Origin of the sequence: Janthinobacterium sp. P210006 (assembly GCF_036231885.1) — a bacterium.
In the GTDB taxonomy this organism is placed as follows: domain Bacteria; phylum Pseudomonadota; class Gammaproteobacteria; order Burkholderiales; family Burkholderiaceae_D; genus Janthinobacterium; species Janthinobacterium violaceinigrum.
Genome location: NZ_JAZARD010000001.1, coordinates 1,317,123 through 1,340,043, shown reverse-complemented (window position 1 = coordinate 1,340,043; position 22,921 = coordinate 1,317,123). Strand labels below are relative to the sequence as shown.

Below are 22,921 nucleotides of genomic sequence, written 5' to 3'. Positions count from 1 at the left end.
CCTGACAAAATACAGACCCAAGAACTGCGCCCATGACCTCTACCCTGCCCTTTTTGCCTTTTTCCAAACCCACCATCGATGAAGCGACCATCGCCGCCGTCGGCGAGGTGCTGCGCTCGGGCTGGATCACCAGCGGCCCGAAAGTGCAAGCCTTCGAAGCCCAGCTGTCCGAATATTTCGGCGGACGCCCCGTGCGCACCTTCAATTCGGGTACCTGCACCATGGAAATCGCGCTGCGCATCGCCGGCATCGGCCCCGGCGACGAAGTCATCACCACGCCCGTGTCATGGGTAGCGACGGCCAACGTCATCATCGAAGTGGGCGCCACGCCCGTGTTTGCCGATATCGACCCCGTCACGCGCAATATCGACCTCGACAAGCTGGAAGCGGCCATCACGCCCCGCACGAAAGCCATCATTCCCGTCTACCTGTCGGGCCTGCCCGTCGACATGGACCGTTTGTACGCGATTGCGGACAAGTACAAATTGAGAGTCGTGGAAGACGCGGCGCAAGCGTTCGGCTCCACCTGGAAAGGCAAGCGCATCGGTTCATTTGGCGACTTCGTCTCGTTCAGCTTCCAGGCCAACAAGAACATCACCACGGGCGAAGGCGGCGCGCTGGTCCTGAACAACCTGGAAGAAGCGAAACTGGCCGAGAAATACCGGCTGCAAGGCGTCACGCGCAGCGGCGTCGACGGCATCGACGTCGATGTGCTCGGCGGCAAGTACAACATGAGCGACATCATGGCTGCCATCGGCCTGGGCCAGTTTGCCAATATCGAAGCGATCACGGCCCACCGCCGCGCGCTGGCACGCCACTATTTCGCGCAATTCGGCAGCGATTTCGAAGCGCTGAGCGGCGCGCAGCTGCCCGTGCAGGATTTTGAGAACAGCAACTGGCATTTGTTCCAGATCATCCTGCCCGACAATGGCCCCGGCACGCGTGCCGCGTTCATGCAGCAAATGGCGCAGCAAAACGTGGGAACGGGCTATCATTACGCACCGATCCACTTGTTTACCATGTACCGCGAACGCGGCTTTACCGAGGGCATGTTCCCCGTTTCGGAAAAGATCGGCCGCCTGACCGTGACCTTGCCGATGTTCTACGCCATGACGACACAGGACGTGGAGCGGGCCGTCGCCACCGTCAAATCCATCCTCATCAAGTGAGCAGCGCGCCGATGAAACCTGAACTGTCCATTATTATTCCCATCTACAACGAGCAGGATGGCCTGGCTAGCCTGTTCGCGCGCCTGTACCCGGCCCTGGACGCCTTGCAGACCAGCTACGAGATCCTCTTCGTCAATGACGGCAGCCGCGACAATTCGGTGGCCATCCTGGCGGAACAGTTCCGCCAGCGCCCCGACGTCACGCGCGTGATCTTATTCAACGGCAATTATGGCCAGCACATGGCCATCCTGGCCGGTTTTGAAGCCTCGCGCGGGCAGATCATGATCACGCTCGATGCCGACCTGCAGAATCCGCCCGAAGAAATCGGCAACCTCGTGGCGAAGATGCGCGAAGGCTACGATTACGTGGGGTCGATCCGCCGCAAGCGCCAGGATTCCGCCTGGCGCACGCTGGCGTCGAAGATGATGAACCGCTTGCGCGAGCGCATCACCAACATCAAGATTACCGACCAGGGCAATATGTTGCGCGCGTATGGCCGCAATGTCATCGACCTCGTCAACCAGTGCGCCGAAGTCAATACCTTCGTACCCGCCCTGGCCTACACGTTTGCCCGCAAGCCTACGGAAATTACCGTCGAGCACGAGGAACGGTCGGCCGGCGAGTCGAAATACTCGCTGTACAGCCTGATCCGCCTCAATTTCGACTTGGTCACGGGCTTTTCGCTGATTCCCCTGCAAATCTTTTCCATGCTGGGCATGGCGATGTCGCTGGGTTCGGCATTGCTGGTGATCTTCCTGCTGGTACGCCGCTTCCTGCTGGGCGCGGAAGCCGAAGGCGTGTTCACCCTGTTTGCTATCGCCTTCTTCTTCATGGGCGTGATCCTGTTCGGCATCGGCCTGGTGGGCGAATACGTGGGACGCATCTTCCAGCAAGTGCGTGCCCGTCCCCGCTATGTGGTGCAAACCATCTTGCAGGACGGCATGACCCAGGCGGAAGCCGAGGCGCCGTCGTATGTGCGCCTGGAAAAGCGCCAGGTGGGCCGCTGATGGGCGCCCCGCGCGCCGTCGTCTTCGGCTACCACAATGTGGGCGTGCGCTGCATCAAGGTGCTGCTGGCCGGCGGCGTCGACATCGCCCTGGTCGTCACGCATGAAGACAGCCCCACGGAAAACCTGTGGTTCGAATCCGTCGCCAGCCTGTGCCGGGAAGAAGGCATCCCCTACATCACGCCATCGGACGCGCGCGCGCCCGAGCTGCTGGCGCAGGTACAGGCGGCAACACCGGACATGCTGTTCAGTTTTTACTACCGCCACATGTTGCCCGCTAGCATCTTGGAAGTCGCTCCTGCCTACAATATGCACGGCTCGCTGCTGCCGCAGTTCCGCGGCCGCGCGCCCGTCAACTGGGCCGTGCTGCATGGCGCCACGGAGACGGGCGCCACCCTGCATGAAATGACGGTCAAGCCCGACGCCGGCGCCATCGTGGCGCAGACGGCCGTGCCCATCTTGCCCGACGACACGGCTTTCGAAGTCTTCGGCAAGGTCACCGTGGCAGCGGAACAAACGCTGTGGGGCGTGCTGCCGGCCTTGCTGGACGGCACGGCGCCACGGTTGTTGAACGATTTGCGCCAGGGCGGCTATTTTGGCGGCCGCAAGCCGGAAGATGGCCGGGTCGACTGGAAGTTACCCGCGCAGCAGGTGTACAACCTGCACCGGGCCGTGGCGCCTCCCTATCCCGGCGCCTTTACCGAAGTCAATAATGTCATTTACATCATCGAAAAAGCCCGTTTGAGCAAGCGTTCCGCAGGAAGTTTGCCACCGGGCTTGGCGGTAGTGGATAATTGCATCTTTGGCGTCTGCGGAGACGGCCGCATGCTGGCCATTTCCGCGCTGAGGGCTGCCGGGGAGCCGGTTTCGGCTCAGCAATTGCAAGCAAGTCTGACCGCCCGCGTCAGCACACACTGATATCACACAAGAGAATCTCATATGAAAAAAGTCCTCATCTTAGGCGTCAACGGCTTCATCGGCCACCACCTGTCCAAGCGCATCCTGGAAACCACCGACTGGCATGTGTATGGCATGGACATGAACACGGACCGCATCACGGAATTGCTGGAAGATGACAACTACAAGTCGCGCATGCACTTCTTCGAAGGCGACATCACGATCAACAAGGAATGGGTCGAGTACCACATCAAGAAATGCGATGTGATCCTGCCGCTAGTGGCCATCGCCACGCCATCAACCTACGTCAAGCAGCCGCTGCGCGTGTTCGAACTGGACTTCGAAGCCAACCTGCCTATCGTCCGCTCGGCCGCCAAATACGGCAAGCACCTGGTCTTCCCGTCGACTTCGGAAGTGTATGGCATGTGCCACGACGAAGAATTCGATCCGGAAAATTCGGAACTGATCTGCGGCCCGATCAACAAGCCGCGCTGGATCTATTCGAACGCCAAGCAGCTGATGGACCGCGTGATCTGGGGCTACGGCATGGAAGGCTTGAACTTCACCCTGTTCCGTCCGTTCAACTGGATCGGCGCCGGCCTGGACTCGATCCACACGCCAAAAGAAGGTTCCTCGCGCGTGGTGACGCAATTCTTCGGCCACATCGTGCGCGGCGAAAACATCTCGCTGGTCGACGGCGGCGCACAGAAACGCGCGTTCACCTATATCGACGACGGCATCGATGCATTGATCCGCATCATTGCCAACAAGAATGGCATCGCCAGCGGCAAGATCTACAACATTGGCAATCCGGTCAACAATTACTCGATCCGCGACCTGGCCGGCATGATGCTGACCCTGGCTGCCGAGTACCCGGAATACGCCGAAGGCGCGAAACACGTGAAAATCGTGGAAACGACGTCGGGTGCCTACTATGGTGCCGGCTACCAGGACGTGCAGAACCGCGTGCCGAAAATCACGAATACCTGCGAAGAACTGGGCTGGGCGCCGACTACCACCATGGCCGATTCCCTGCGCAATATCTTTGACGCCTACCGCAGCCAGGTAGCCCAAGCCAAAGCCTTGATGGATTAATGTTGAGCAAGCCGTTCCTGACCCTGAAGATCGACGTCGATACCTATCGCGGCACCCGCGAAGGCATGGGCAATCTGGTGCGCATGCTGGCCGCGCACCAGGCCAAGGCCACCTTTCTGTTCTCGCTGGGCCCCGACCACACGGGGTGGGCCTTGCGGCGCGCCTTGAAGCCCGGTTTTTTCAGCAAGGTGTCGCGCACTTCGGTGGTCGAGCACTATGGCTTGAAAACATTGATGTACGGCACCCTGTTGCCGGGACCCGATATCGGCAAGCTCTGCGCGGCGCAAATGCGCGCCGTGCGCGATGCCGGTTTCGAGTGCGGCATCCACACCTGGGATCACACCCTGTGGCAAGACAATGTGGCTAGGCGCAACGCTGCCTGGACCATCAACATGATGCGCAAGGCCGCCAACCGCTACGAGCAGGTGTTTGGCGTGGCGCCGCACACGCACGGCGCGGCCGGCTGGCAAATGAATGTCAGCGCCTTTGTCGAGCACGATACGGCCGGCTACCGCTTTGCCTCCGATGGCCGCGCCATGCTCGACGCGCGCGGCGCCATGCTGCATCCGACGAATGGCCCGCACCGCGTGCGCAATGGCAACACGATACTCAACTGCGTGCAATTGCCCACCACCCTGCCCACCCTCGATGAGCTGCTGGGCTGCGAAATCGACGGCAAACTGATCACCACCGGCAATGTCGCCGCGCATATCCTGTCACTGACGGCGGAAAACCCGCGCGATCACGTATATACCTTGCATGCGGAACTTGAAGGACAGAAACTCGCCCCCATTTTCGAACAACTGCTGGCTGGCTGGAAAGCCCAGGGCTACCAGTTTGCAGCGATGGGCGATTATTATGAAAAGATAAAAGATACGGATTTGCCCGTTTGCCCCGTTACCTGGGATGAGTTGCCTGGACGTTCCGGACGCCTGATTGTGCAGGGCAAAGCGGCTTGAATGCTGTATTGTTGCACCTGGATGCGTTGCCAGATTAAAAAACAGCGCTGATGATCACCGTTCAGGAGAGAACCTGTGGCTGATAGCCAATCCCTCGTTAGCATACCCGACTTTAGCGCCGCCATGACCAGCGGCAAGACCTTTCAATTGCTGGGCCGCCCGGCCAAGGCCACGGTGCTGTTTTTCTATCCGAAGGACAACACTCCTGGTTGCACCACTGAAAACATCGCCTTCCGTGACGCCTATCCGCAATTTACCGCCGCCGGCGTGGAAATCTACGGCATCAGCCGCGATTCCCTGCGCTCGCACGAAAGCTTCAAAGCCAAGCTGGACCTGCCGTTCGAGCTCATTTCCGACCCGGACGAAGCCGTTTGCCTGCTGTTTAACGTCATGAAGATGAAACAGATGTACGGCAAGACGGTCCGCGGCGTCGAACGCAGCACGTTTGTGATTGACGCCCAGGGCCGATTGGTGAAAGAATGGAGAGGCGTGAAGGTCGCAACTCACGTGGAAGAAGTGCTGGAATTCGTGGCGCGTCTGAATTGATCGGTTTTTTTGATCACATGCGCGTTGCCGGCTTACAGCGAGCTTAGTTCAACCGCAGTCCAGTTCACGGTACCTATCGCCATTTTGAGTCAACGAAGCGCCTCCACCCACTCCGCCAGGCGGGCCTGCAGCCCGCCGATGGCGTCCATGACCGGCCATGCCGCCGGCCTTCCGGCAGTTATTCGTCCTGTAGCATTGTTGTTCCCCCCGCATCCACCCCATGAGAAGTGCCGCCAGAAGCTGGCTGCCCATGGGCGATTCATTCCAGAAATTTTTTGATTGAGATCCTGATGCCACTGCCAAAATTACCGAGCAAGCCAGCCACCATCCTGGCCACCCAAGATTACCCAACCGCAGGCGCAGCGCGCCCGGCCACCAAAACCCCGGCAGCCAAGAAAGTGGCTGCACCGATTATTGAAGCGGCGATCGCCGAAGTTGCCAAGCCGGTCCGCAATGCGGCCACGAAGATCAAGCAAGTGGCAGCCCTGATGGTCGCCAAGCCAGCACCGGCTGCGGCCGCCCCCGCTGCCGCGCCTGCCGCCCCAGCCAAAGCCTCGCCGGCCGCCAAAGGCAAGGTCACGCCGATCAAGTCCGTCAAGCAGGCCGAGCAGCCGCATCCGGCCAAGCACAAGGCCGTGGAAGTGCAGCTCAAGTCGTCCGCCAGCCGCGCCGCCGACCAGCGCGGCATCAGCAAGCTGTTCGTGCTCGACACCAACGTGCTGATGCACGATCCATCGTCGCTGTTCCGCTTCGAGGAACACGATGTGTACCTGCCGATGATGACCCTGGAAGAGCTGGACAACCATAAGAAGGGCATGACGGAAGTGGCGCGCAATGCACGCCAGGTCTCGCGTACCCTCGATGCCCTGATCAGCAATACGGATGACGACGCCATCGAGCACGGCATCCCGCTGTCCAAGCTGGGCAACAAGGATGCCAAGGGCCGCTTGTTCTTCCAGACGCGCCTGCAAAGCGCCGACCTGCCGGCTGGCTTGCCAGTTGGCAAGGCAGACAACCAGATCCTGGCCGTCGTGCGCTCGCTCGAGTCGGAACAGGATGGCCGCCCCGTCGTGCTGGTGTCGAAGGACATCAACATGCGCATCAAGGCGCGCGCCCTGGGCTTGCCGGCCGAAGATTACTTCAACGACCATGTGCTGGAAGACACGGACTTGCTGTACTCGGGCATCGTGCAATTGCCGGACGATTTCTGGAACAAGCACGGCAAGGACATGGAATCGTGGCAGGAAAGCAAGAATGGCTACAGCTCCACGTTCTACCGCGTGACGGGCCCGTTCATTCCATCGTTGCTGGTCAACCAGTTCATCTACCTGGAACCGAAAAACGGCGAAACACCGTTCTACGGCCAGGTAAAACAGATCAACGGCAAGACGGCCGTGCTGCAAACCCTGCGCGACTTCAGCCACACGAAGAACAATGTGTGGGGCGTGACGGCGCGCAACCGCGAGCAGAACTTCGCGCTGAACCTGCTGATGAACCCGGAATGCGACTTCGTCACCCTGCTGGGCCAGGCCGGTACCGGCAAGACCCTGCTGGCCCTGGCCGCCGGCCTGGCGCAAGTGCTGGAAACCAAGCTCTACAATGAAATCATCGTGACCCGCGTCACGGTGCCGGTCGGCGAAGACATCGGTTTCCTGCCAGGCACGGAAGAAGAAAAAATGTCGCCATGGATGGGCGCCTTCGACGACAACCTGGAAGTGCTGAACAAGTCCGACTCCGATGGCGGCGAATGGGGCCGTGCGGCAACGCAAGACCTGATCCGCTCGCGCATCAAGATCAAGTCGCTCAACTTCATGCGCGGCCGCACCTTCGTCAACAAGTTCCTGATCATCGACGAAGCGCAAAACCTGACGCCGAAACAGGTCAAGACCCTGGTCACGCGCGCCGGTCCCGGCACGAAGATCCTGTGCCTGGGCAACATCGCCCAGATCGACACGCCGTACCTGACGGAAGGCTCGAGTGGCCTGACCTACGTGGTCGACCGCTTCAAGGGCTGGACCCACAGCGGCCACGTCACCCTGGCCCGCGGCGAGCGTTCGCGCCTGGCCGACCACGCCAGCGAAGTGCTGTAAGTTGTAACGGGCGGCACCAGCCGCTTCAGTCATTGAAAAGCCCCGTCTGCAGCGATGCCGGCGGGGCTTTTTCATGCCTGCAAAAGACGCTTAATTCACCCGCTTGGCCGGCATGTCCTGCCCTTCCTGGCGCAGTACCAGTTGCTCGGTCTTGCCATCGGCACCCTTGCTGAAACGCACTTCCGCATCGACTTCGTTCGAGAAGAAGGCCGTCTCGCTCATGGGCAGCATGGACAACTTGCGGAAACCCGTCACCTGGGCAAAGAACTTGTCGCCTTCGCGCGTCACTTCCAGGTACACCTCGGGCGCCAGCGCATAGCGGCCCACGTAGGCGTCGAATTGCGCGGGCGTCATGGCAACCACGGCCCGGGCCGGCTTGACGGCGCTGGCCCGCTCATGCACGGACTTCGACTCGCCGCCATCGTTGAGGATCAGCTGGGCTTCGCCTTTCGGCCCCCGCTCGAACTCGGCAGTGGTGAGCGTGTTTTCAATCAGAAAACCATTGGGCGAGTAGGCCAGCATGCGCTGCGCCGGGCGTCCTGTGCGCTGCAGCAGCAAGGTGCCCTCGAAGTTGCGGATCGTGTAGCCGGCCTTGTCATTGATGGCATACACGCCCGCATATGCATCGAGGATGGCGGGCTTGAGCGTGATGACCTTGATCTCCGGATAAGGCCGGCCCACGGCGATGGCGGCCGCCTTGCGGGCCACCACGTCCGGGTCGACCAGGCCCGTGTCCGAGTTTTCCAGCACGGCCACGTAGACTTTTTCCTTCGGCAAGCGCATCGCATACGTGGCAAACCCATTGATGCCGCCGCTATGGTGGATGACGGGGGTGTTTTGCCAAGTGCCCACCTTCCAGCCCAGGCCGTTACGGGTCGCCTTGCCATCGTTCAGCCTGGCCGGCGTGAACGCCAGCTGCCAGGTGGCGGCCTTGAGCAGCTTGCCATCCGAAATGGCCGCATCCCAGCGCGCCAGGTCGTCCACGGTGGAAACGAGGGCGCCGGCCGCATACGGCTGCGTCATGCTCAGGTGCAAGTTCGGCACATAGGCCTCGCCCGAACGGCTATGCCCGGCCGCGCGCTTGGCAGGCTGGCGCTCGTGGCCTTCATAGGCCGTATCGTTCATGCCCAGCGGCACGAAGATCTGCTGTTCCACAAACGTGGCATACGGCTGGCCCGACGCTTTTTCAATGATCGCGCCCAGCAGGAAATAGCCGGAGCTGCTGTAGTTCCACCGCGTGCCCGGTTCAAAATCGGGCGGATCGTTCTTGAAGAAATCGATCATCTGCGCCACGCTCAAGTCTTTCGTGCTGTTGGGCACGAATTCCGGCTTGCGCGTGTAATCGTGGATGCCGGACGTGTGCGCGAGCAGCTGCCCGATCGTGATTTTCCTGCCGTGGGTCGGGTAATCAGGCAGGTAGGTCGTGATGTCATCGGTAATGGCCAGCTTGCCCTGGTCGGCCAGCAGCAGGATGGCGACGGCCGTGAATTGCTTGGAAATCGACCCCAGGCGCAGCGTCATGTCCGGCGTCAGCGGCGTGCCTTCCTGCACGCTGGCCAGGCCATACGCCTTGCGCAGCAGCGGCTGGCCATCCTTGACGACGATGACGATGGCGCCGGGATCGCCGGCCTTGTAATACGGCGCGATGCTGGCGTCGATTTGCGCGGCCAGCGCTTGCTGCTGCTGGCTCAGGGGCGCCGGCTGGCCGGCCCAGCCGGCAGGCGCTTGCAACAGGATCAGGGTGGCGAGACAGATGCTGGAAACTTTAAACATGCAGATCACTTTCACAGGAAGGATAAACAGGCTTGGTCTCTCCCCTGGCGGCGGCTATCGGGATGACGTATTTGCTTTAGGAAATATTTCCAAATCGCTCATTCAGCCTAACAGACGCAGACCGGGCAATTCTATCCATTTATCACATTGACAATTCATGCTGGCCCAGCGCTATGCATTTCGGCATAGCTGTCGTATGCTCGAAGCATTGCCTGACGGCCATCGCAAAGGATGCATCATTCTCACGCTCGACACTTGCGGCAAGAACCTGGCCCTGTGGGCCATTCGCGCCTACCGGCGCTACCTGTCGCCATGGAAAGGTTTTTCCTGTGCCTACCGCGTGCTGACAGGGCGCGACAGCTGTTCCGCCTACGGCTACCGGGTCATCGCCCGCCATGGCTTGCGCACAGGCTTGCCCTTGCTGCAACGGCGCCTGCGCGCCTGCGGAGAACGGCACCGCCAGCACCTGGCGCTGCCGCCACCGGCACGCCGCAGTGCGCGCCGCCAGGCTCAGGCGGGGTATTACGACTGCGACATCCCCTTGCTCGACTGTGCCTGCGACTGCGCCGACGTGGTAAATGTGCTCAACTGCAGCTGGCCAGGCCGCAGCAAGCACCGGACGTGGTTCCGCAACGACTATGCAACCAGTGCCGCATTGAAACGGCAGCAGGAAGAACACCGCAAGAAGCTGCGCCAAGGACGGGATGCCGGCCACTGAATTCACACATCAACTTACAAATGAAATATTCATTCATGAAATGAATAAGACCCATTATCACTGTGAATTGGCCGGAAGCGGAACGGCGGCCTATACTCATGCCGTCTCCCCTACACTGCGTCCCATGCACACCCAGCTCAGCCCGCACACACTGCGGGCTTTTTGTTCCCGGCAATTGCCACTCTGCCATTCCACACAATGGTTTTTCCATAACAAGAACAGGGCGCGGTTTCTCCCGCCACCCCAGCCCCCGACGGGGAGCCCATCATGATCGTGCGCGAGCGTCCATCGGCGCTAAGGCTGTTCCTCGTGGTGCGCGGCTCCGTCCTGCCCCGCATCCGCACCACCCTCATCGTCAACACCCTGATCGCCACCCTGGTGACCTGGTGCCACGGCACCCTGTTCGACCACAAGGTCATCCTGACCACCATCCCGTTCACCCTGATCGGCTTGCCGCTGGCCATCTTCCTGGGCTTTCGCAACACGGCCGCCTACGACCGCTACTGGGAAGCGCGCAAGCTGTGGGGCGAACTGGTGTTGCGCAGCCGAAATTTCTCGCGCCAATGCCAGACCATGATACGCAGCGACACGCCGGCCCACGCCAGGCTGGGCCTGGACGATGTCCGCGTGCGCATGATTTACCGCACCATCGCCTTTTGCCACGCGCTGCGCCACCAGCTGCGCGACACGCGCGGGCCGGACGAGTTGCAGCCGCTGCTGCGCCCGGCAGAATGGGAAGCCGCTTGCAAGGCCGCCAATCCGTCCGACTACCTGATGCTGCAGATGGGCCACGACCTGGCCGGCTGCATACAGCAGGGCCGTATCGACAGCATCCTCGCCACGCAGATCGATAACACGGTCTCGGCCATGGTGGCGGCAGGCGCCTCGTGCGAACGCATCCGCAGCACGCCGATTCCGTTCTCGTACTCGCTGCTGCTGCACCGCACGGCATATCTGTACTGCTTCCTGCTGCCCTTCGGCCTGGTCGATTCGCTGGGCTTCATGACGCCTTTCGTCGTCGCCATCGTCGCCTACACTTTCTTTGGCCTCGATGCCCTGGGCGACGAGATCGAGGAACCGTTCGGCGAAGACGCCAACGACCTGCCCCTGTCGGCCATGTGCCGCGCCATCGAGATCAGCTTGCGCGAATCCGTGCAGGACGACAACCTGCCGCCGCCCATGCAAGCACACGACTACCTGCTCCATTGATGGCCTGCGCCATTGACGTGCGCGTAAGTACGCGATCCCGCTTCCGCTTGACCTTACCACCGGGGCAAGGATTACAGTGGAAGCACTTAACCATTGAAGGAATGCTTGCCATGTATCAGTTACAAGTTGAAAACATGAGCTGCGGCCATTGCGTCGGCTCGGTCACGAAGGCGGTGCACAGCATCGATCCGCAAGCGCAGGTGCAGATCGACCTGGCCAGCAAGCGCGTCACGGTGGAATCGCCGGCCGAACTGGGCGCCATCAGCGCCGCCATCGTCGATGCCGGTTATCCCGTCACCAGCGCGCAATAAACAGCAGCAACACGACAGCCGGCCAATGCGCCGGCTGTTTTTGTTTACCCGTCCAGTTCAGGGTAATGGCGGAAGATGCCGTCCTCGTTGAACGGGATGCGGCGCTTCGACCGCAGATAGCGGGCGATATTCGGCCGCGCCGCCACGGCGTCGTGCAGCGCGCACAGGGCCGGGTACCGGGGCGCCAGGCGCGCCATGGCTTGCGGAAACGCATAGCGCAGGCCCGCCAGCATCTGGAACAGCGACAGGTCGCCATACGTGAGTTTTGAACCCACCAGATACTGGCCGCGGCTGCCATTGCTCAGCAAAACTTGCGTGAAATAATCAAGAAACTTGGGCAAACGTGTTTCGCGAAAATCCGCGCTGCGCAGCATGGCCGCCTGCTTTTGCTCTGCGTAATATTGATTCATCGACAGCGGGTGGTGCGTGTCGTGCACTTCCGTCAGCCAGTCGGCCATCGTCAGTTGCAGCTGGTTCAGCCACAAGCGGCCGCTTTCCGCGCGCGGCGCCAGGCCCAGGCGGCGGCCCAGGTACTGCAGGATGTTCGGCGTCTGGCCGATCAGCAAGTCGCCGTCGCGCAGCACGGGCGGCGCGTAGGCGGCATGGGGCACGCTGTCGCCATCGAGGCAGGCCAGCATGGCGGGCACGCCCTGTCCCGGGCGTGCGGGCAAGCGGGCGACGTCGCGGTAGTCGGCACCCGCCTCTTCCAGCGCCAGGCGGATGAATTCTCCGCGTCCCTGGATCGTGGGCCAGTAGTACAGTTCATAGGCCATACACACCTCCGTTGATTTACATCAATGGCAACATGCTTTCGCGTCCGCTTCACCTGCCAGGCCCAGGCTTTGCAGGATGGGACAATCGGGCTTGTCGTCGCCGTGGCACGATTGCGCCAGGTGGGCCAGGGTATCGCGCATTTCCGTCAGTTCGGCGATGCGCTGATTCAAATCGGCCACATGGGCCAGGGCGATGCCTTTCACGTCCGCGCTGGCGCGCTGGTCGTTTTGCCACAGCGACAGCAGCTCGCGGATCTGTTCCAGCGAAAACCCCAGGCCCCGCGCGCGCTTGATGAAGCGCAAGGCGTGCAAGTCGTTCGGCGTGTAGATGCGGTAACCCGCGTCGCTGCGGGCGCTGGGTTTTAATAAGGAAATGCTCTCGTAGTAGCGTATCATTTTCGCCGATACGCCCGTTTCGCTGGCTGCCTGGCCGATATTCATCCTATGACTCCTTGGTTTGCGCGCTACCTGCATGACTGTGCGCCTTCCAGCGGCGCAGCAACAGGGCATTGCTGATCACGCTGACGGAACTGAAGGCCATCGCCGCGCCCGCCACCATGGGGTTGAGCAGGCCGAACGCGGCCAGCGGAATGCCGATCAGGTTATAAATGAAGGCCCAGAACAGATTCTGCCGTATCTTGCTGTACGTGCGGCGCGAGATATCGATGGCGTCCGCCACCAGGGCCGGATCGCCGCGCATCAGGGTAATGCCGGCCGCATGCATGGCCACGTCCGTGCCCGTCGACATGGCGATGCCCACGTCGGCGGCCGCCAGCGCGGGCGCATCGTTGATGCCGTCGCCCACCATGGCCACCTTCGCGCCCTCGCCTTTCAAGGCGATGATTTTAGCGGTTTTATCGGCCGGCAGCATTTTCGCTGCCACCGTGTCGATGCCCAGGGCCTTGCCGACGGCGTCCGCGCTGCCCTGATTATCCCCCGTCAGCATCACCGTGCGGATGCCCAGGCTGTGCAGATGGGCAATCGCCTGCTGCGCGTTGGGCTTGACCTGGTCGGAAAAGGCGAACAGGCCCAGCAATTGCGTGCCCGTCGCCAGCCACGAGATCGTGTTGCCCGTGGCTTCCAGGGACAAGGCCTGGGCCGCCAGCGGCGTCATGTCCACCTGCAACTCCTGCATCAGCCGCGTGCTGCCCAGCTTCAATTCCAGACCATCCACACTGGCCGCCAATCCCCGGCCAGGCAAGGCCGACAGGGCCGTGGCGGGCAACGGTTCGATGTGGCGCAGGGCAGCAGCATCGAGTACGGCCGTAGCCAGGCTGTGCTCGCTGCCACGCTGGATGCTGGCCGCCAGTTGCAGCAGCCGTGTTTCCTCGATGCCGTGCGCATGCAGGGCCGCCAGCGCAGGTTTTCCCACCGTCAGGGTGCCCGTCTTGTCGAACACGACGGTATTGACGGCGTGCGCCACTTCCAGCGCTTCCGCATCCTTGATCAGGATGCCGTAACGGGCGGCAACACCCGTGCCCGCCATGATGGCCGTCGGCGTGGCCAGGCCCAGCGCGCAGGGGCAGGCAATGACGAGCACGGCCACGGCATTGATGATGGCGTTTTCCAGCTCGCCCGTGGCGAACCACCAGCCCAGCATGGTCAGCAGCGCCAGCACCAGCACCACGGGCACGAAAATCGCGCTGACCTTGTCGACCAGGTGCTGGATGGGCGCCTTGGCCGCCTGCGCATCTTCCACCAGGCGGATGATGCGCGACAAGGTCGTCTCGCCGCCCACGGCTTGCGTGCGCACCAGCAGCAAGCCGTCCGCATTGATGGCGCCGCCCGTGACCTTGTCGCCCACATGCTTATCGACAGGCAAGCTTTCACCCGTGATCAGCGACTCGTTGATCTGGCTGGCGCCTTCCACCACCACGCCATCGACGGCCACCCGTTCGCCGGGACGGATCACCACCAGGTCGCCCACCTTGACCTGTTCCACGGGCAAGTCCAGCTCGATGCCATCGCGGCGCACGCGGGCCGATTCCGGGCGCAAGACTTGCAGCGCGCGAATGGCCGAGGCCGTCTGGCGCTTGGCGCGGCTTTCCAGCCATTTGCCCAGCAACACCAGGGTGATGACGACGGCCGACGCTTCGAAGTACAGATGCGGCAGCATCTCGCCCGCCGTCAGCCACTGGTAGACGGACAAGCCGTACGCGGCGCTCGTGCCCAGCGCCACCAGCAAGTCCATATTGCCGCTGCCCGCGCGCGCCGCCTTCCAGCCCGCCTTGTAGAAACGCGCGCCAAAATAGAATTGCACGGGTGTTGCCAGCGCGAATTGCAGAGCACCGGGCAGCATCAGATGGATGCCCGCCCATTCGAGCAGCATGGGCAGCATCAGGGGAAAGGCGAGGATGGCGGCCAGCGCCACTTTCAAGCCGTCTCGGTTGGGCAGCACGGCGGGCGCGCTGGCCTGGCTGGCGGCGGGTGCCGTGGCGTCATAGCCGGCCTTGCCGATGGCGGCGATCAGGGCGCCCGCTTCCAAGCCGCCCGTCACCGTGATGCGCGCGCTTTCCGTGGCCAGGTTGACGCTGGCGGCCAGCACGCCCGGCACCTTCAGCAAGGCTTTTTCCACCCGCCCCACGCAAGAGGCGCACGTCATGCCGGCGATATCGAGGTCGACCTCGCGCTGCGCCACCGTGTAGCCGGCCTTTTCCACTGCCGCCTGCAGGGTGGCCAGGGGAATCGGCGTGCTGGACGTGACTTTGGCCATTTCCGTGGCCAGGTTGACGCTGGCCTGGGTCACGCCGGGCACGGCGGCCAGGGCCTTTTCCACGCGGCCCACGCACGAGGCGCAGCTCATGCCTTCGATGGCCAGCGCCTGCGCATGCGCGGCACCGGCAGAAGGCGGCGGAGGAGGACTGGAATTGGCGGGAGCGAGTGTGGTCTGGTGCATGGCAGATCCTGTACGAAAGAGTAACGAATAGGGTCAGGATCTGCTATCCCATGATGGGAAGGTCAAGCCCTATTTGCACGGTGTGCCGGGCTTGTTTGGCGATGCTTAACGCACGACGCAATCGATGGCGGCCGGCTTGCCGCTGGCGGCGCCCGTGCTCGATAGCGGCGATGCCGAAAACGCCGGCGGCGGCGTGAACGGGATGCCGGGATTGGCCGGCAGCATCACGGGCGGCTGCTTGAAGCTGGGCGTAAAACCAAATTGCCCGGCAGCAAAATTTTGCGTCCCGCCCGGATTGGTCACATGAATCAGGCCATCGAGCACCTGGACATACAGGCCCGGCGCCCTCGCCCCCCCTCCCGGTAGCGGCACAGTGGGCACCGACGGTGCCGGTGTCGGTGCCGAGGCCGGCACATAGGTGGCAACAAACGTCGTGCCGCGGATGCCGATGGTGGCGGCCGGCGTCTTCATCTCGAAACGCTCCTTGTTGCGCTTGCCCAGCAAGCCCGTGACGGAACGCAAGCCCCCCTTGAGCAGGCTGAAGATGGCGTGGTCGCCATCGGGCTGTTCGGCCACATAGCTGAATTGCTCGATCACGAAACTGGTATTCGGCTTCAGGGTGATTTCGCTATTGTCGATCAGCTTGATCAAGGCATAGGTCTCCTTTTCTGTCAGCAAGGTATCGCCCTGCTCGACTTCGGACTTGATGGCCAGGATTTTCACCTTGCCATCGGCCTTCTTGGCCATCAGCGGACCACTCAGCTGCATCACCGTGCCCGCCACCTGTCCCGCCCAGGCATGCGCGCCCGCGCACATCAGGGCCAGCCACAACAAGGCCTTAATTGCAGTACATTTTTTTAGCGGCATCATCGTATTTGTATCCTGTGGGTTTATCTGTGGCATCGGCAACATCCTTGCTGTCTTTCTTCTTGTCATCATCCTTGGCTGGCGACGCGGAAGCGAGCGGGTCGTCGGTACGGTCGGCCTGCTTGATGATGCGCAAGGCGTCAACGATGGCGGCGCTGGCGCTGGCATCGATGACGGGCTTGTCGACGGTGGTCGCCGGCAGGAAGATGGCGTCCGCCATGTTCACCGCGCCATTCGGCGCCAGCAAGGTCGCGCCGGTGCGCTGGCGGTTGATGCGCACGCCCGGCGCGCCCGTGATGCTGCCCGCTTTCGCCAGTACGCTCATGCCGGACGCTGCCGGCAAGGTGACACTTGCCGTGTCCGCAAAGCGCACGTTGGCGCCCGCGCTGACGCTGAAATTGCCGCCGCCGAGAACCTGGGCATTGCCTTCGAGGCGGACGTCGCCGCCAGCCGCCAGGCTGATGTCGCGCGCCGCTGCCAGCTGCGCGCCATTGCCCAGCACCACGTCCGTGCTGGCATTGAGCGCAATATCGTTGCCCTGGATCTTGCCGTTGACGGTGACGGGGCTGTGCGCCGTCACGCTCACGTTGCCGCCGTTCGCATTGATATTGCCAGCGGCGATGGCGCCCGTGTTGTCGATGGCGATATTGCCCGCCCCCGTGACCAAGGTTCCCAGGACCAGGCTGCCCGGCGCCGAGGTATTGTTCAGCGCAATGCCGCCCCCTGCGCTGTTGCTGGCAGTAAAACTGCCCACCTGGTTGCCCGCATTGCCCAGCACGATGCCGTTTTGCGCCTGCGCAGCCAGGCTGCCGGCAAGCAGCGCACCGTCCTGGCCTATGGCGCCGTTCAAGGCACTCAATTTCACCTCGCTGGCCGCCAGGCTGGCAAAGCGCAAATCGCCGCTCGCCTGCGTGATGGCCAGCTGGCCCGCCAGCCGGATGGCGCCGGCCGTCTGGCGGAAGCTGTTGGCGACGAGCAAGTTACCGTTGCCGCTCAACACTCCGCCGCCTTGCGCATAACGGTCGGCCGACAGGCTGCCGTTCAGCAGCAGGCTGCCGCCGTTGATTTCCAGGCCGGCCAGGCCGCCCAGCACGGAGCGGTCGAGCGCGCTTTCGCCGAGAGTCAGGCTGCCGCCCGTCAACAGCAAACCCGATGCCGAGTTCAGGTTTTTCAGGACGGTATTGCCGGCCGCCGCGCTGTAGGTCACGATGCCCTTGCTGTTGCTGAAGTCGACAGCAAGCACGTTCGCGCCTTCCGGCACCACGCCGCCGTCCCAGTTGGCGGCGTCGCTCCACAAGCCGTTGCCGCTGCCGATCCACGTGGACATCTGCTTCTGGGCGATCGCTGCCTGCGTCGTGCCGCCCGTCGTTTCCAGGGTATAGTTGCCCGCATCGGCGCCCGCCAGGCGGAAGCCGCTGGCCGTCACGAGCTTGCCCGCGCCCGCGTTCTTGTCGGCAAAGCTGCCGCTGCCGCCCACCACGCTGACCACATCCTGGCCCAGCACGCCGTTTGCCGACGCGCTGACCGTCGCGAAAACCGTACCGTCATACACCTTGCCGGCCGCGCTCAGGCCGGCCAGGGTCAGGCTGGCGGGCCTAATGCTGGCCAGCAAGCCTGTGGGCAAGACGATAAAGTAATTGCCCGCATCGGCGCCCGCCAAGGCCGCGCCGCTCAGCTGCACGGCCTTGGCGGTGCCCACGTTCTTGTCCGCAAAGTTGGCCACCGCCGAAGCCGTCAAGCTGTCGCCGGCAACACGGTCATCGCCGAGGACCAGGCTGGCACCCGTCGTGCCATCGTAGACCTTGTTGCCCGCCACGCCGGACAGGTTCAGCGCGCGCGCGCCGATGTCGGCCGTGGTGCTGCCGGAGCGGGCGCTCAGCACATAGTTGCCCGCATCGGCGCCATCGAGGCCCACATTCGTCACGGCGACGGTTTTTCCTGCCCCCGCGTTCTTGTTGCCAAACGCGGCGCTGCCCGCCACCGTCAGGCTGTCGCCTTGGATGCGGTCGTCGCCGAAGCCGACCTGCGCGGCCGTCGTGCCGTCATAGGTCTTGTTGACGCCGTTAAAGCTCACGTGCAAGGTGCGCGCGCCGATGTCGGCCGTGGTGCTGCCGGAATGAGCGCTCAACACATAATTGCCCGCATCGGCGCCATCGAGTCCCACATTCGTCACGGCAACGGTTTTTCCCGCCCCCGCGTTCTTGTCGCCAAACGCGGCGCTGCCCGCCACCGTCAGGCTGTCGCCGCTGACCCGGTCGTCGCCGAAGCCGACTTGCGCACCCGTCGTGCCGTCATAGGTCTTGTTGACGCCGTTGAAGCTCACGTGCAAGGTGCGCGCCGTGATATCGGCCGTGGTGCTGCCCGCATTGCTGTTCAACACATAATTGCCCGCATCGCCGCCGCTCAACGCCACGTTCGTCACACTCACGGCCTTGCCGCTTCCCGCATTCTTGTTGCCAAACGCGCCATTGCCGCTCACGCTCAAGGCGTCGCCCTGGATGCGGTCGTCGCCAAAGCCGACTTGCGCGGTCGTCGTGCCGTCATACGTCTTGTTGACGCCGCTAAAGCTCACGTTCAGGACGCGCGCCGTGATATCGGCCGTCGTGCTGCCCGTGTAGTCGTTGAGCACATAATTGCCCGCATCGGCGCCCGTCAGGTGGCCCGTCGCCACCTGGTAGTCGACGCTCTTGCCGCTGCCCACGTTCTTGTCGCGGAAGCTGCCCAGCAAGCCGGCCATGCCGACCTGGTCGCCCGCCACCAGATCTTCAAAATAGCCCTCCAGGACCGCTCGCAGCGTGCCGTCGTAGACGCGGCTTTGCGCGCCCGTGACGCCATAGTTGAGCACGCGTGCCGTGATGTCCGCCGTGCCGTCCTGCGTGCTTGCGGCCAGGCTGTAGTTGCCCAGTTCATTGCCGCCCAGGGCCAGGCCGCTGGCATGCACGGCCTTGCCGCTGCCCGCGTTCTTGTCGAGGAAGGCGGCGCTGCCGCTGATGCTGATGTTATCGCCCGCGACCACATTGCCCAGCACAAAGGTGGCGCCGTCATAGCCCAGGTTGCCGTCATACACCTTGCCATTGCCGCCGATGCCCACCGTCAGGATGCGCGGCGTGATGGCATAGGTGGTCGTGCCGCCCAGGGTGATGTCGTACTTGGTCGACCACAACCCCGACAGGCCGTAGGTGCCCACATTGCGTGCATTGCTCCCATAGCCGAGGCTGCCATTGACGCCCGTGTCGCCATCGAGCAATCCCACGTAGCCTATCGTGCCCAGGAAGGCGGCCAGCTGGCCATCGTAGACCTTGCCGCTGGCATTGTCCGACACGTTCACTTGCAGCGGCTTCAGGAGCGCCTTCAGCATCGGCGTCGTATAGCCATCGTAGATGCGCCAGACGCTGCTGAAATTGAAATCGTTGAAGCTGCCCTGCTGCTGCATCTGCGCCGTGGTGCGGCCGCTGGCGCCGCCCTGGTCCATCTGGATGCCGGCCGTCTCATAGTTCCAGAAACCGAATGCGATGCCCGCGCCCACATCGGCGCGGCCCACCAGCCCGCCCACCGTGCCGCCCGCAAAGCCGCTGCCGGCCACGGCGCCACTGCTGTAGACGTGGCTGGCGCTGCTGCCCGCCACGCTCCAGCCGATCAGCCCGCCCAAGTTTGCGCGGGGCACCGCCGGGTCGCCATCGGCCGACACGCCGACGGCGCCGGTGGCGTAGGCGTCGCTGATGCTGCCGCCATTGCGTCCCGCCAGGCCACCGATATTGGCCGCGCCGCGGGCGCTGCCCGTGGCGTAGGACTGCGCAATGGCGCCGTCATTGTTCCCCACCAGGCCACCGACCTTGTCGCGCGCGCCCGTCACATCGCCCGTGGCGTAGGCGGCATCGATACTGGCGCCGGCCAGGTTTGTCCCCACCAGCCCGCCGATGCTGCCGCCATCGACCGCATTGATGCCCGCGACGTTGCCGCTGGCGCCGGCATTGCGCAGCGTGCCGCCGTTGCTGCCGACCAGGCCGCCGACGGCGCTGGCGCCGCTGACCGCGGCGCTGCTGCGCACGGTGTCCAGCGTTCCGCCCACATTCAGGCCGACCAGCGCGCCGACATTGTTCACCCCCGCCACGCTGCCATTCTGCAGGTCCAGCTTGCGCACCGTCCCCCCCTGCACCTTGCCGAACAGGCCCACGCCGGAGCTGACGGTCGGATTCAGGGCATTGATGTACAGGCCGTTGATGGCAAAACCGCCGCCGTCGAACATGCCCGCATACCCTGCGCCGTCGCCGCCGGCGATGGGCGCAAAACCGGCGCCCTGGTTCCAGCTGGCGGTGCCGCTGGCGTCGATATTGCCCATCAGCCGGTAGTTGTTGCCCAGCCCCAGGCTGCCGATGCCTTGCAAGCCGTAGATATCGACGATCTGGTAAGGCGCGGCCGTGCTGCCGTCGCCGCCGCTCACGCGCAGGAAGCTGGCGCCCGGCGCGATGGCGAAGCGGCTGGCCGAGAAAGCGGCCAGGCCGGAGGCATTTTGCGTCCACGCGCCGCCGTCGAGGGCAAACAGGCCGCCGACCGTGACGGCGCCCGTGGCCGTGATGGGGGAAGCTGAATTGAGGCGCAGGTCGCCCGCCAGATTGATCGCATTCGAAATGCGCATGCCACCCGTGTTGCTGCCGTCGCCGATGCTCAGCGAGGACGCCGAGATGCCGGCCAGCTCGGCCGCGTCCAGGCCCAGGGCGCCGCCGGACTTGCTGCCCAGGTCGATGAGGCGCGAACTGCTCAGGGGCTTGATCGCCACGCTGGCGCGCCCGCCGGTGCCGCCGAAATCCAGCGTGCCGCCGAGGCTGATGCTGTCTGCCTGCAAGGTCACCGTCTGGCCGGCGGCGCCGCTGCCCGTCAGCCTTGCGCCGCCGCCCGTCAGGTTGATTTCGCCGCCCGAGAAATTGGCGCGCAGGGACAGGTTGCCGCTGCCGACGCTGACCACGCCACTGCCCGCCACGCTGGCGCCGGACAGCGACACATTGCCGCCGTTCGTCGTGATCGGCGCGTTCAGGTGGATATTCGAACCGGGACCATACGCGCCGCCGCTGCTGGCGTCGTTGGCCGACAAGGTCACATTGCCGCCGTTGGTGCTGATGGCCGCATACACATTGATCGTCTCGCCCGCCGTGGCGCTCAGGCCGATGCCGGGATTGAGCATATTGACGGCGCTGCTGAAATTGATGCGGTGCTGGGCCTGCAAGGTCACGTTGCTGTTGGCGTTGGAAATCACGTCGGCGCCGATGCTGGTGCTGCTGGAGGGCGGACCTTCGGCAAACTCGTCCACGTCGCCGAGGCTGCCGCCGCCGCCCTGCACCACGTCGATATCGTAGGGATCGAGCAGCCAGCTGCCGCGCTTGCCGCGGCGCGCGCTCGTATCGACGCGGATGCCGTCCACGGCCAGGGAATGGCCCGAGGTTTCCACGAAGCCGCCGTCGCCGCCCTGGGCGCCGCCGCGTGCGGAAATGCTGCCGTGCACTTGCGCCGATTCATTGCCCCAGGCGATGACCTTGCCGCCGTTGCCGTTACCGGTGGCATCGGCGGCCACTGTGGCATCCTTGCCGATGAGCACCTGGCGCGCATTCTGCACGGCCGCGTTCTTGCCCTGGTAGTCGCCGCCCAGCAAGACCGTGCCGCCGCCCGTGGCACCGCTGGCATCGATGCGCGCATTGCCCAGCAAACCCACCTGCTCGCCCAGCACCTGGATCTCGCCGCCCTTGCCGGCCGCGCCCGTGGCGCTGGTGACGCTGCCCCCTTCGAGCAGCGCCTTGCCGCTGGCCTTGAGCACGATGCGACCATGCTCGCCGACGACGGCGCTGTTCGCGTTGAGCACGCCGCGCTGGCTGACCAGCGCGCCCGCCATGCCGATGCTGCCGCCCTGGGCGATGATCTGGCCCAGGTTCAATGCCTGGTCGGCTGGCGCCGAAACCAGCAGGCGCAATTGCGGATTGCCGGGGTCGGCCAGCTGCACGCTGCGCCCGGCCGCCAGGATCACTTCGCCGTTCGGCGCCGTGATGATGCCCGTGTTTTCCACGTTCGGCGCGATCAGCAGCACTTGCCCGCCCTTGCCCCCGTTGATGGTGCCCGCATTGCCGACGCTGCCGGCCACGCTGCCCGCCGTGAACTGGCGCTTGCCGGCCAGGAAGTCCTCGTTCGACAGGCCCAAGCTGGACGCCACCAGGCCGTTCACGTTCACTGTCGCACCCTGGCCGAAGACGATGCCGTTCGGATTGATCAGGAATACCTTGCCGTTCGATTCCAGGCTGCCCAGGATCTTGCTGGGGTCTTGTCCCGTGATGCGGTTGAGCACGGCGCTATTGCCGTTTTGCTGGATGAAGCGCGTGATTTCGCCCGCATGGATGGAAAAGCTCTGCCAGTTGATGATGGTGTTGGGCGTGTTCGTGATCGAGAACACATTGCCCTGCTGGTTGAACGTGGCCTGTCCATTGACCACCTGCGGCAAGGCGGGATTGGCCTGCGCCGCGCCGAAGCAGCCGGCGAGCAGCAGCGCCAGCGCCGTGCGGCGCGAGGGCGGCGCAAAGGGTGGCGTCAGGATGAAAACGGAGGCGTGCTGGACGTGAGTGTGCATGGTGT

At 63.6% G+C, this 22,921-nt stretch carries 16 protein-coding genes; 10 read left to right on the top strand and 6 right to left on the bottom strand.

The genetic code is table 11. From position 1 onward, the window contains the following. Positions 1–32: 32 nt before the first annotated feature. The 7 genes from VPH41_RS05965 (at position 33) to VPH41_RS05935 (ending at position 7,762) form a co-directional block, all read left to right on the top strand. Complete coding sequence (locus VPH41_RS05965) at positions 33–1,169, top strand: DegT/DnrJ/EryC1/StrS family aminotransferase (RefSeq protein ID WP_328569278.1); 1,137 nt, start codon at positions 33–35, stop codon at positions 1,167–1,169. 11 nt (positions 1,170–1,180) lie between these two features. Next, a complete protein-coding gene (locus VPH41_RS05960) occupies positions 1,181–2,176 on the top strand; it encodes a glycosyltransferase (RefSeq protein WP_152281190.1) in 996 nt (331 codons plus the stop codon). Then, the gene (locus tag VPH41_RS05955) at positions 2,176–3,093 is read left to right on the top strand and encodes a formyltransferase (protein ID WP_152281191.1); all 918 of its coding nucleotides are present in this window, start codon (positions 2,176–2,178) and stop codon (positions 3,091–3,093) included. Before VPH41_RS05960 ends, VPH41_RS05955 begins: the two co-directional genes overlap by 1 nt. 21 nt (positions 3,094–3,114) lie before the next feature. Continuing rightward, positions 3,115–4,167 carry a bifunctional UDP-4-keto-pentose/UDP-xylose synthase gene (locus VPH41_RS05950; protein ID WP_287779128.1) on the top strand — a complete coding sequence of 351 codons (1,053 nt, stop codon included), beginning with the start codon at positions 3,115–3,117 and terminating at the stop codon, positions 4,165–4,167. Next, a complete protein-coding gene (locus tag VPH41_RS05945) occupies positions 4,167–5,126 on the top strand; it encodes a polysaccharide deacetylase family protein (RefSeq protein ID WP_152281193.1) in 960 nt (319 codons plus the stop codon). Before VPH41_RS05950 ends, VPH41_RS05945 begins: the two co-directional genes overlap by 1 nt. A 75-nt stretch (positions 5,127–5,201) precedes the next feature. Beyond that, positions 5,202–5,672, top strand: a complete 471-nt coding sequence (locus VPH41_RS05940) for a peroxiredoxin (protein WP_152256888.1) — start codon at positions 5,202–5,204, stop codon at positions 5,670–5,672. Between the two features lie 290 nt (positions 5,673–5,962). Continuing rightward, positions 5,963–7,762, top strand: a complete 1,800-nt coding sequence (locus tag VPH41_RS05935; RefSeq protein ID WP_328569277.1) for a PhoH family protein — start codon at positions 5,963–5,965, stop codon at positions 7,760–7,762. A 90-nt stretch (positions 7,763–7,852) separates the two neighbouring features. Here VPH41_RS05935 and VPH41_RS05930 read toward each other — a convergent pair whose 3' ends face one another. Continuing rightward, the gene (locus tag VPH41_RS05930) at positions 7,853–9,535 is read right to left on the bottom strand and encodes a serine hydrolase (RefSeq protein ID WP_328569276.1); all 1,683 of its coding nucleotides are present in this window, start codon (positions 9,533–9,535) and stop codon (positions 7,853–7,855) included. A gap of 196 nt (positions 9,536–9,731) precedes the next feature. Here VPH41_RS05930 and yidD point away from each other — a divergent pair, with 196 nt between their 5' ends. The 3 genes from yidD to VPH41_RS05915 all read left to right on the top strand — a co-directional run bounded on the left by yidD (position 9,732) and on the right by VPH41_RS05915 (position 11,773). Further along, entirely contained in the window at positions 9,732–10,253 is a 522-nt protein-coding gene (gene yidD / locus VPH41_RS05925; RefSeq protein WP_328569275.1) for a membrane protein insertion efficiency factor YidD, read from the top strand. A gap of 267 nt (positions 10,254–10,520) precedes the next feature. Beyond that, positions 10,521–11,462 (top strand): bestrophin family protein, encoded by a 942-nt coding sequence (locus tag VPH41_RS05920; protein WP_328569274.1) that lies wholly within the window; start codon positions 10,521–10,523, stop codon positions 11,460–11,462. 110 nt (positions 11,463–11,572) lie between these two features. After that, the gene (locus VPH41_RS05915) at positions 11,573–11,773 is read left to right on the top strand and encodes a heavy-metal-associated domain-containing protein (protein ID WP_152256893.1); all 201 of its coding nucleotides are present in this window, start codon (positions 11,573–11,575) and stop codon (positions 11,771–11,773) included. Between the two features lie 44 nt (positions 11,774–11,817). On the opposite strand, the gene VPH41_RS05910 is transcribed toward VPH41_RS05915, so the two are convergent. The 5 genes from VPH41_RS05910 to VPH41_RS05890 all read right to left on the bottom strand — a co-directional run bounded on the left by VPH41_RS05910 (position 11,818) and on the right by VPH41_RS05890 (position 22,916). Next, positions 11,818–12,546, bottom strand: coding sequence for a glutathione S-transferase (locus VPH41_RS05910; RefSeq protein ID WP_328569273.1), 729 nt, complete (start codon positions 12,544–12,546; stop codon positions 11,818–11,820). Between the two features lie 21 nt (positions 12,547–12,567). After that, entirely contained in the window at positions 12,568–12,987 is a 420-nt protein-coding gene (cueR, locus tag VPH41_RS05905) for a Cu(I)-responsive transcriptional regulator (RefSeq protein ID WP_152281201.1), read from the bottom strand. A 1-nt stretch (position 12,988) separates the two neighbouring features. Beyond that, complete coding sequence (locus VPH41_RS05900) at positions 12,989–15,442, bottom strand: heavy metal translocating P-type ATPase (protein WP_328569272.1); 2,454 nt, start codon at positions 15,440–15,442, stop codon at positions 12,989–12,991. 105 nt (positions 15,443–15,547) lie between these two features. Continuing rightward, positions 15,548–16,276, bottom strand: a complete 729-nt coding sequence (locus VPH41_RS05895; RefSeq protein ID WP_328569271.1) for a FecR family protein — start codon at positions 16,274–16,276, stop codon at positions 15,548–15,550. 4 nt (positions 16,277–16,280) lie between these two features. Next, a complete protein-coding gene (locus tag VPH41_RS05890) occupies positions 16,281–22,916 on the bottom strand; it encodes a YDG domain-containing protein (RefSeq protein ID WP_328569270.1) in 6,636 nt (2,211 codons plus the stop codon). Positions 22,917–22,921 lie beyond the last annotated feature (5 nt).

Coding starts and splice junctions, on each gene's coding strand:
- VPH41_RS05965 (WP_328569278.1), top strand. CDS start 33: ATGACCTCTACCCTGCCCTTTTTGCCTTTTTCCAAACCCACCATCGAT.
- VPH41_RS05960 (WP_152281190.1), top strand. CDS start 1,181: ATGAAACCTGAACTGTCCATTATTATTCCCATCTACAACGAGCAGGAT.
- VPH41_RS05955 (WP_152281191.1), top strand. CDS start 2,176: ATGGGCGCCCCGCGCGCCGTCGTCTTCGGCTACCACAATGTGGGCGTG.
- VPH41_RS05950 (WP_287779128.1), top strand. CDS start 3,115: ATGAAAAAAGTCCTCATCTTAGGCGTCAACGGCTTCATCGGCCACCAC.
- VPH41_RS05945 (WP_152281193.1), top strand. CDS start 4,167: ATGTTGAGCAAGCCGTTCCTGACCCTGAAGATCGACGTCGATACCTAT.
- VPH41_RS05935 (WP_328569277.1), top strand. CDS start 5,963: ATGCCACTGCCAAAATTACCGAGCAAGCCAGCCACCATCCTGGCCACC.
- VPH41_RS05930 (WP_328569276.1), bottom strand. CDS start 9,535: ATGTTTAAAGTTTCCAGCATCTGTCTCGCCACCCTGATCCTGTTGCAA.
- yidD (WP_328569275.1), top strand. CDS start 9,732: ATGCTCGAAGCATTGCCTGACGGCCATCGCAAAGGATGCATCATTCTC.
- VPH41_RS05920 (WP_328569274.1), top strand. CDS start 10,521: ATGATCGTGCGCGAGCGTCCATCGGCGCTAAGGCTGTTCCTCGTGGTG.
- VPH41_RS05915 (WP_152256893.1), top strand. CDS start 11,573: ATGTATCAGTTACAAGTTGAAAACATGAGCTGCGGCCATTGCGTCGGC.
- VPH41_RS05910 (WP_328569273.1), bottom strand. CDS start 12,546: ATGGCCTATGAACTGTACTACTGGCCCACGATCCAGGGACGCGGAGAA.
- cueR (WP_152281201.1), bottom strand. CDS start 12,987: ATGAATATCGGCCAGGCAGCCAGCGAAACGGGCGTATCGGCGAAAATG.
- VPH41_RS05900 (WP_328569272.1), bottom strand. CDS start 15,442: ATGCACCAGACCACACTCGCTCCCGCCAATTCCAGTCCTCCTCCGCCG.
- VPH41_RS05890 (WP_328569270.1), bottom strand. CDS start 22,916: ATGCACACTCACGTCCAGCACGCCTCCGTTTTCATCCTGACGCCACCC.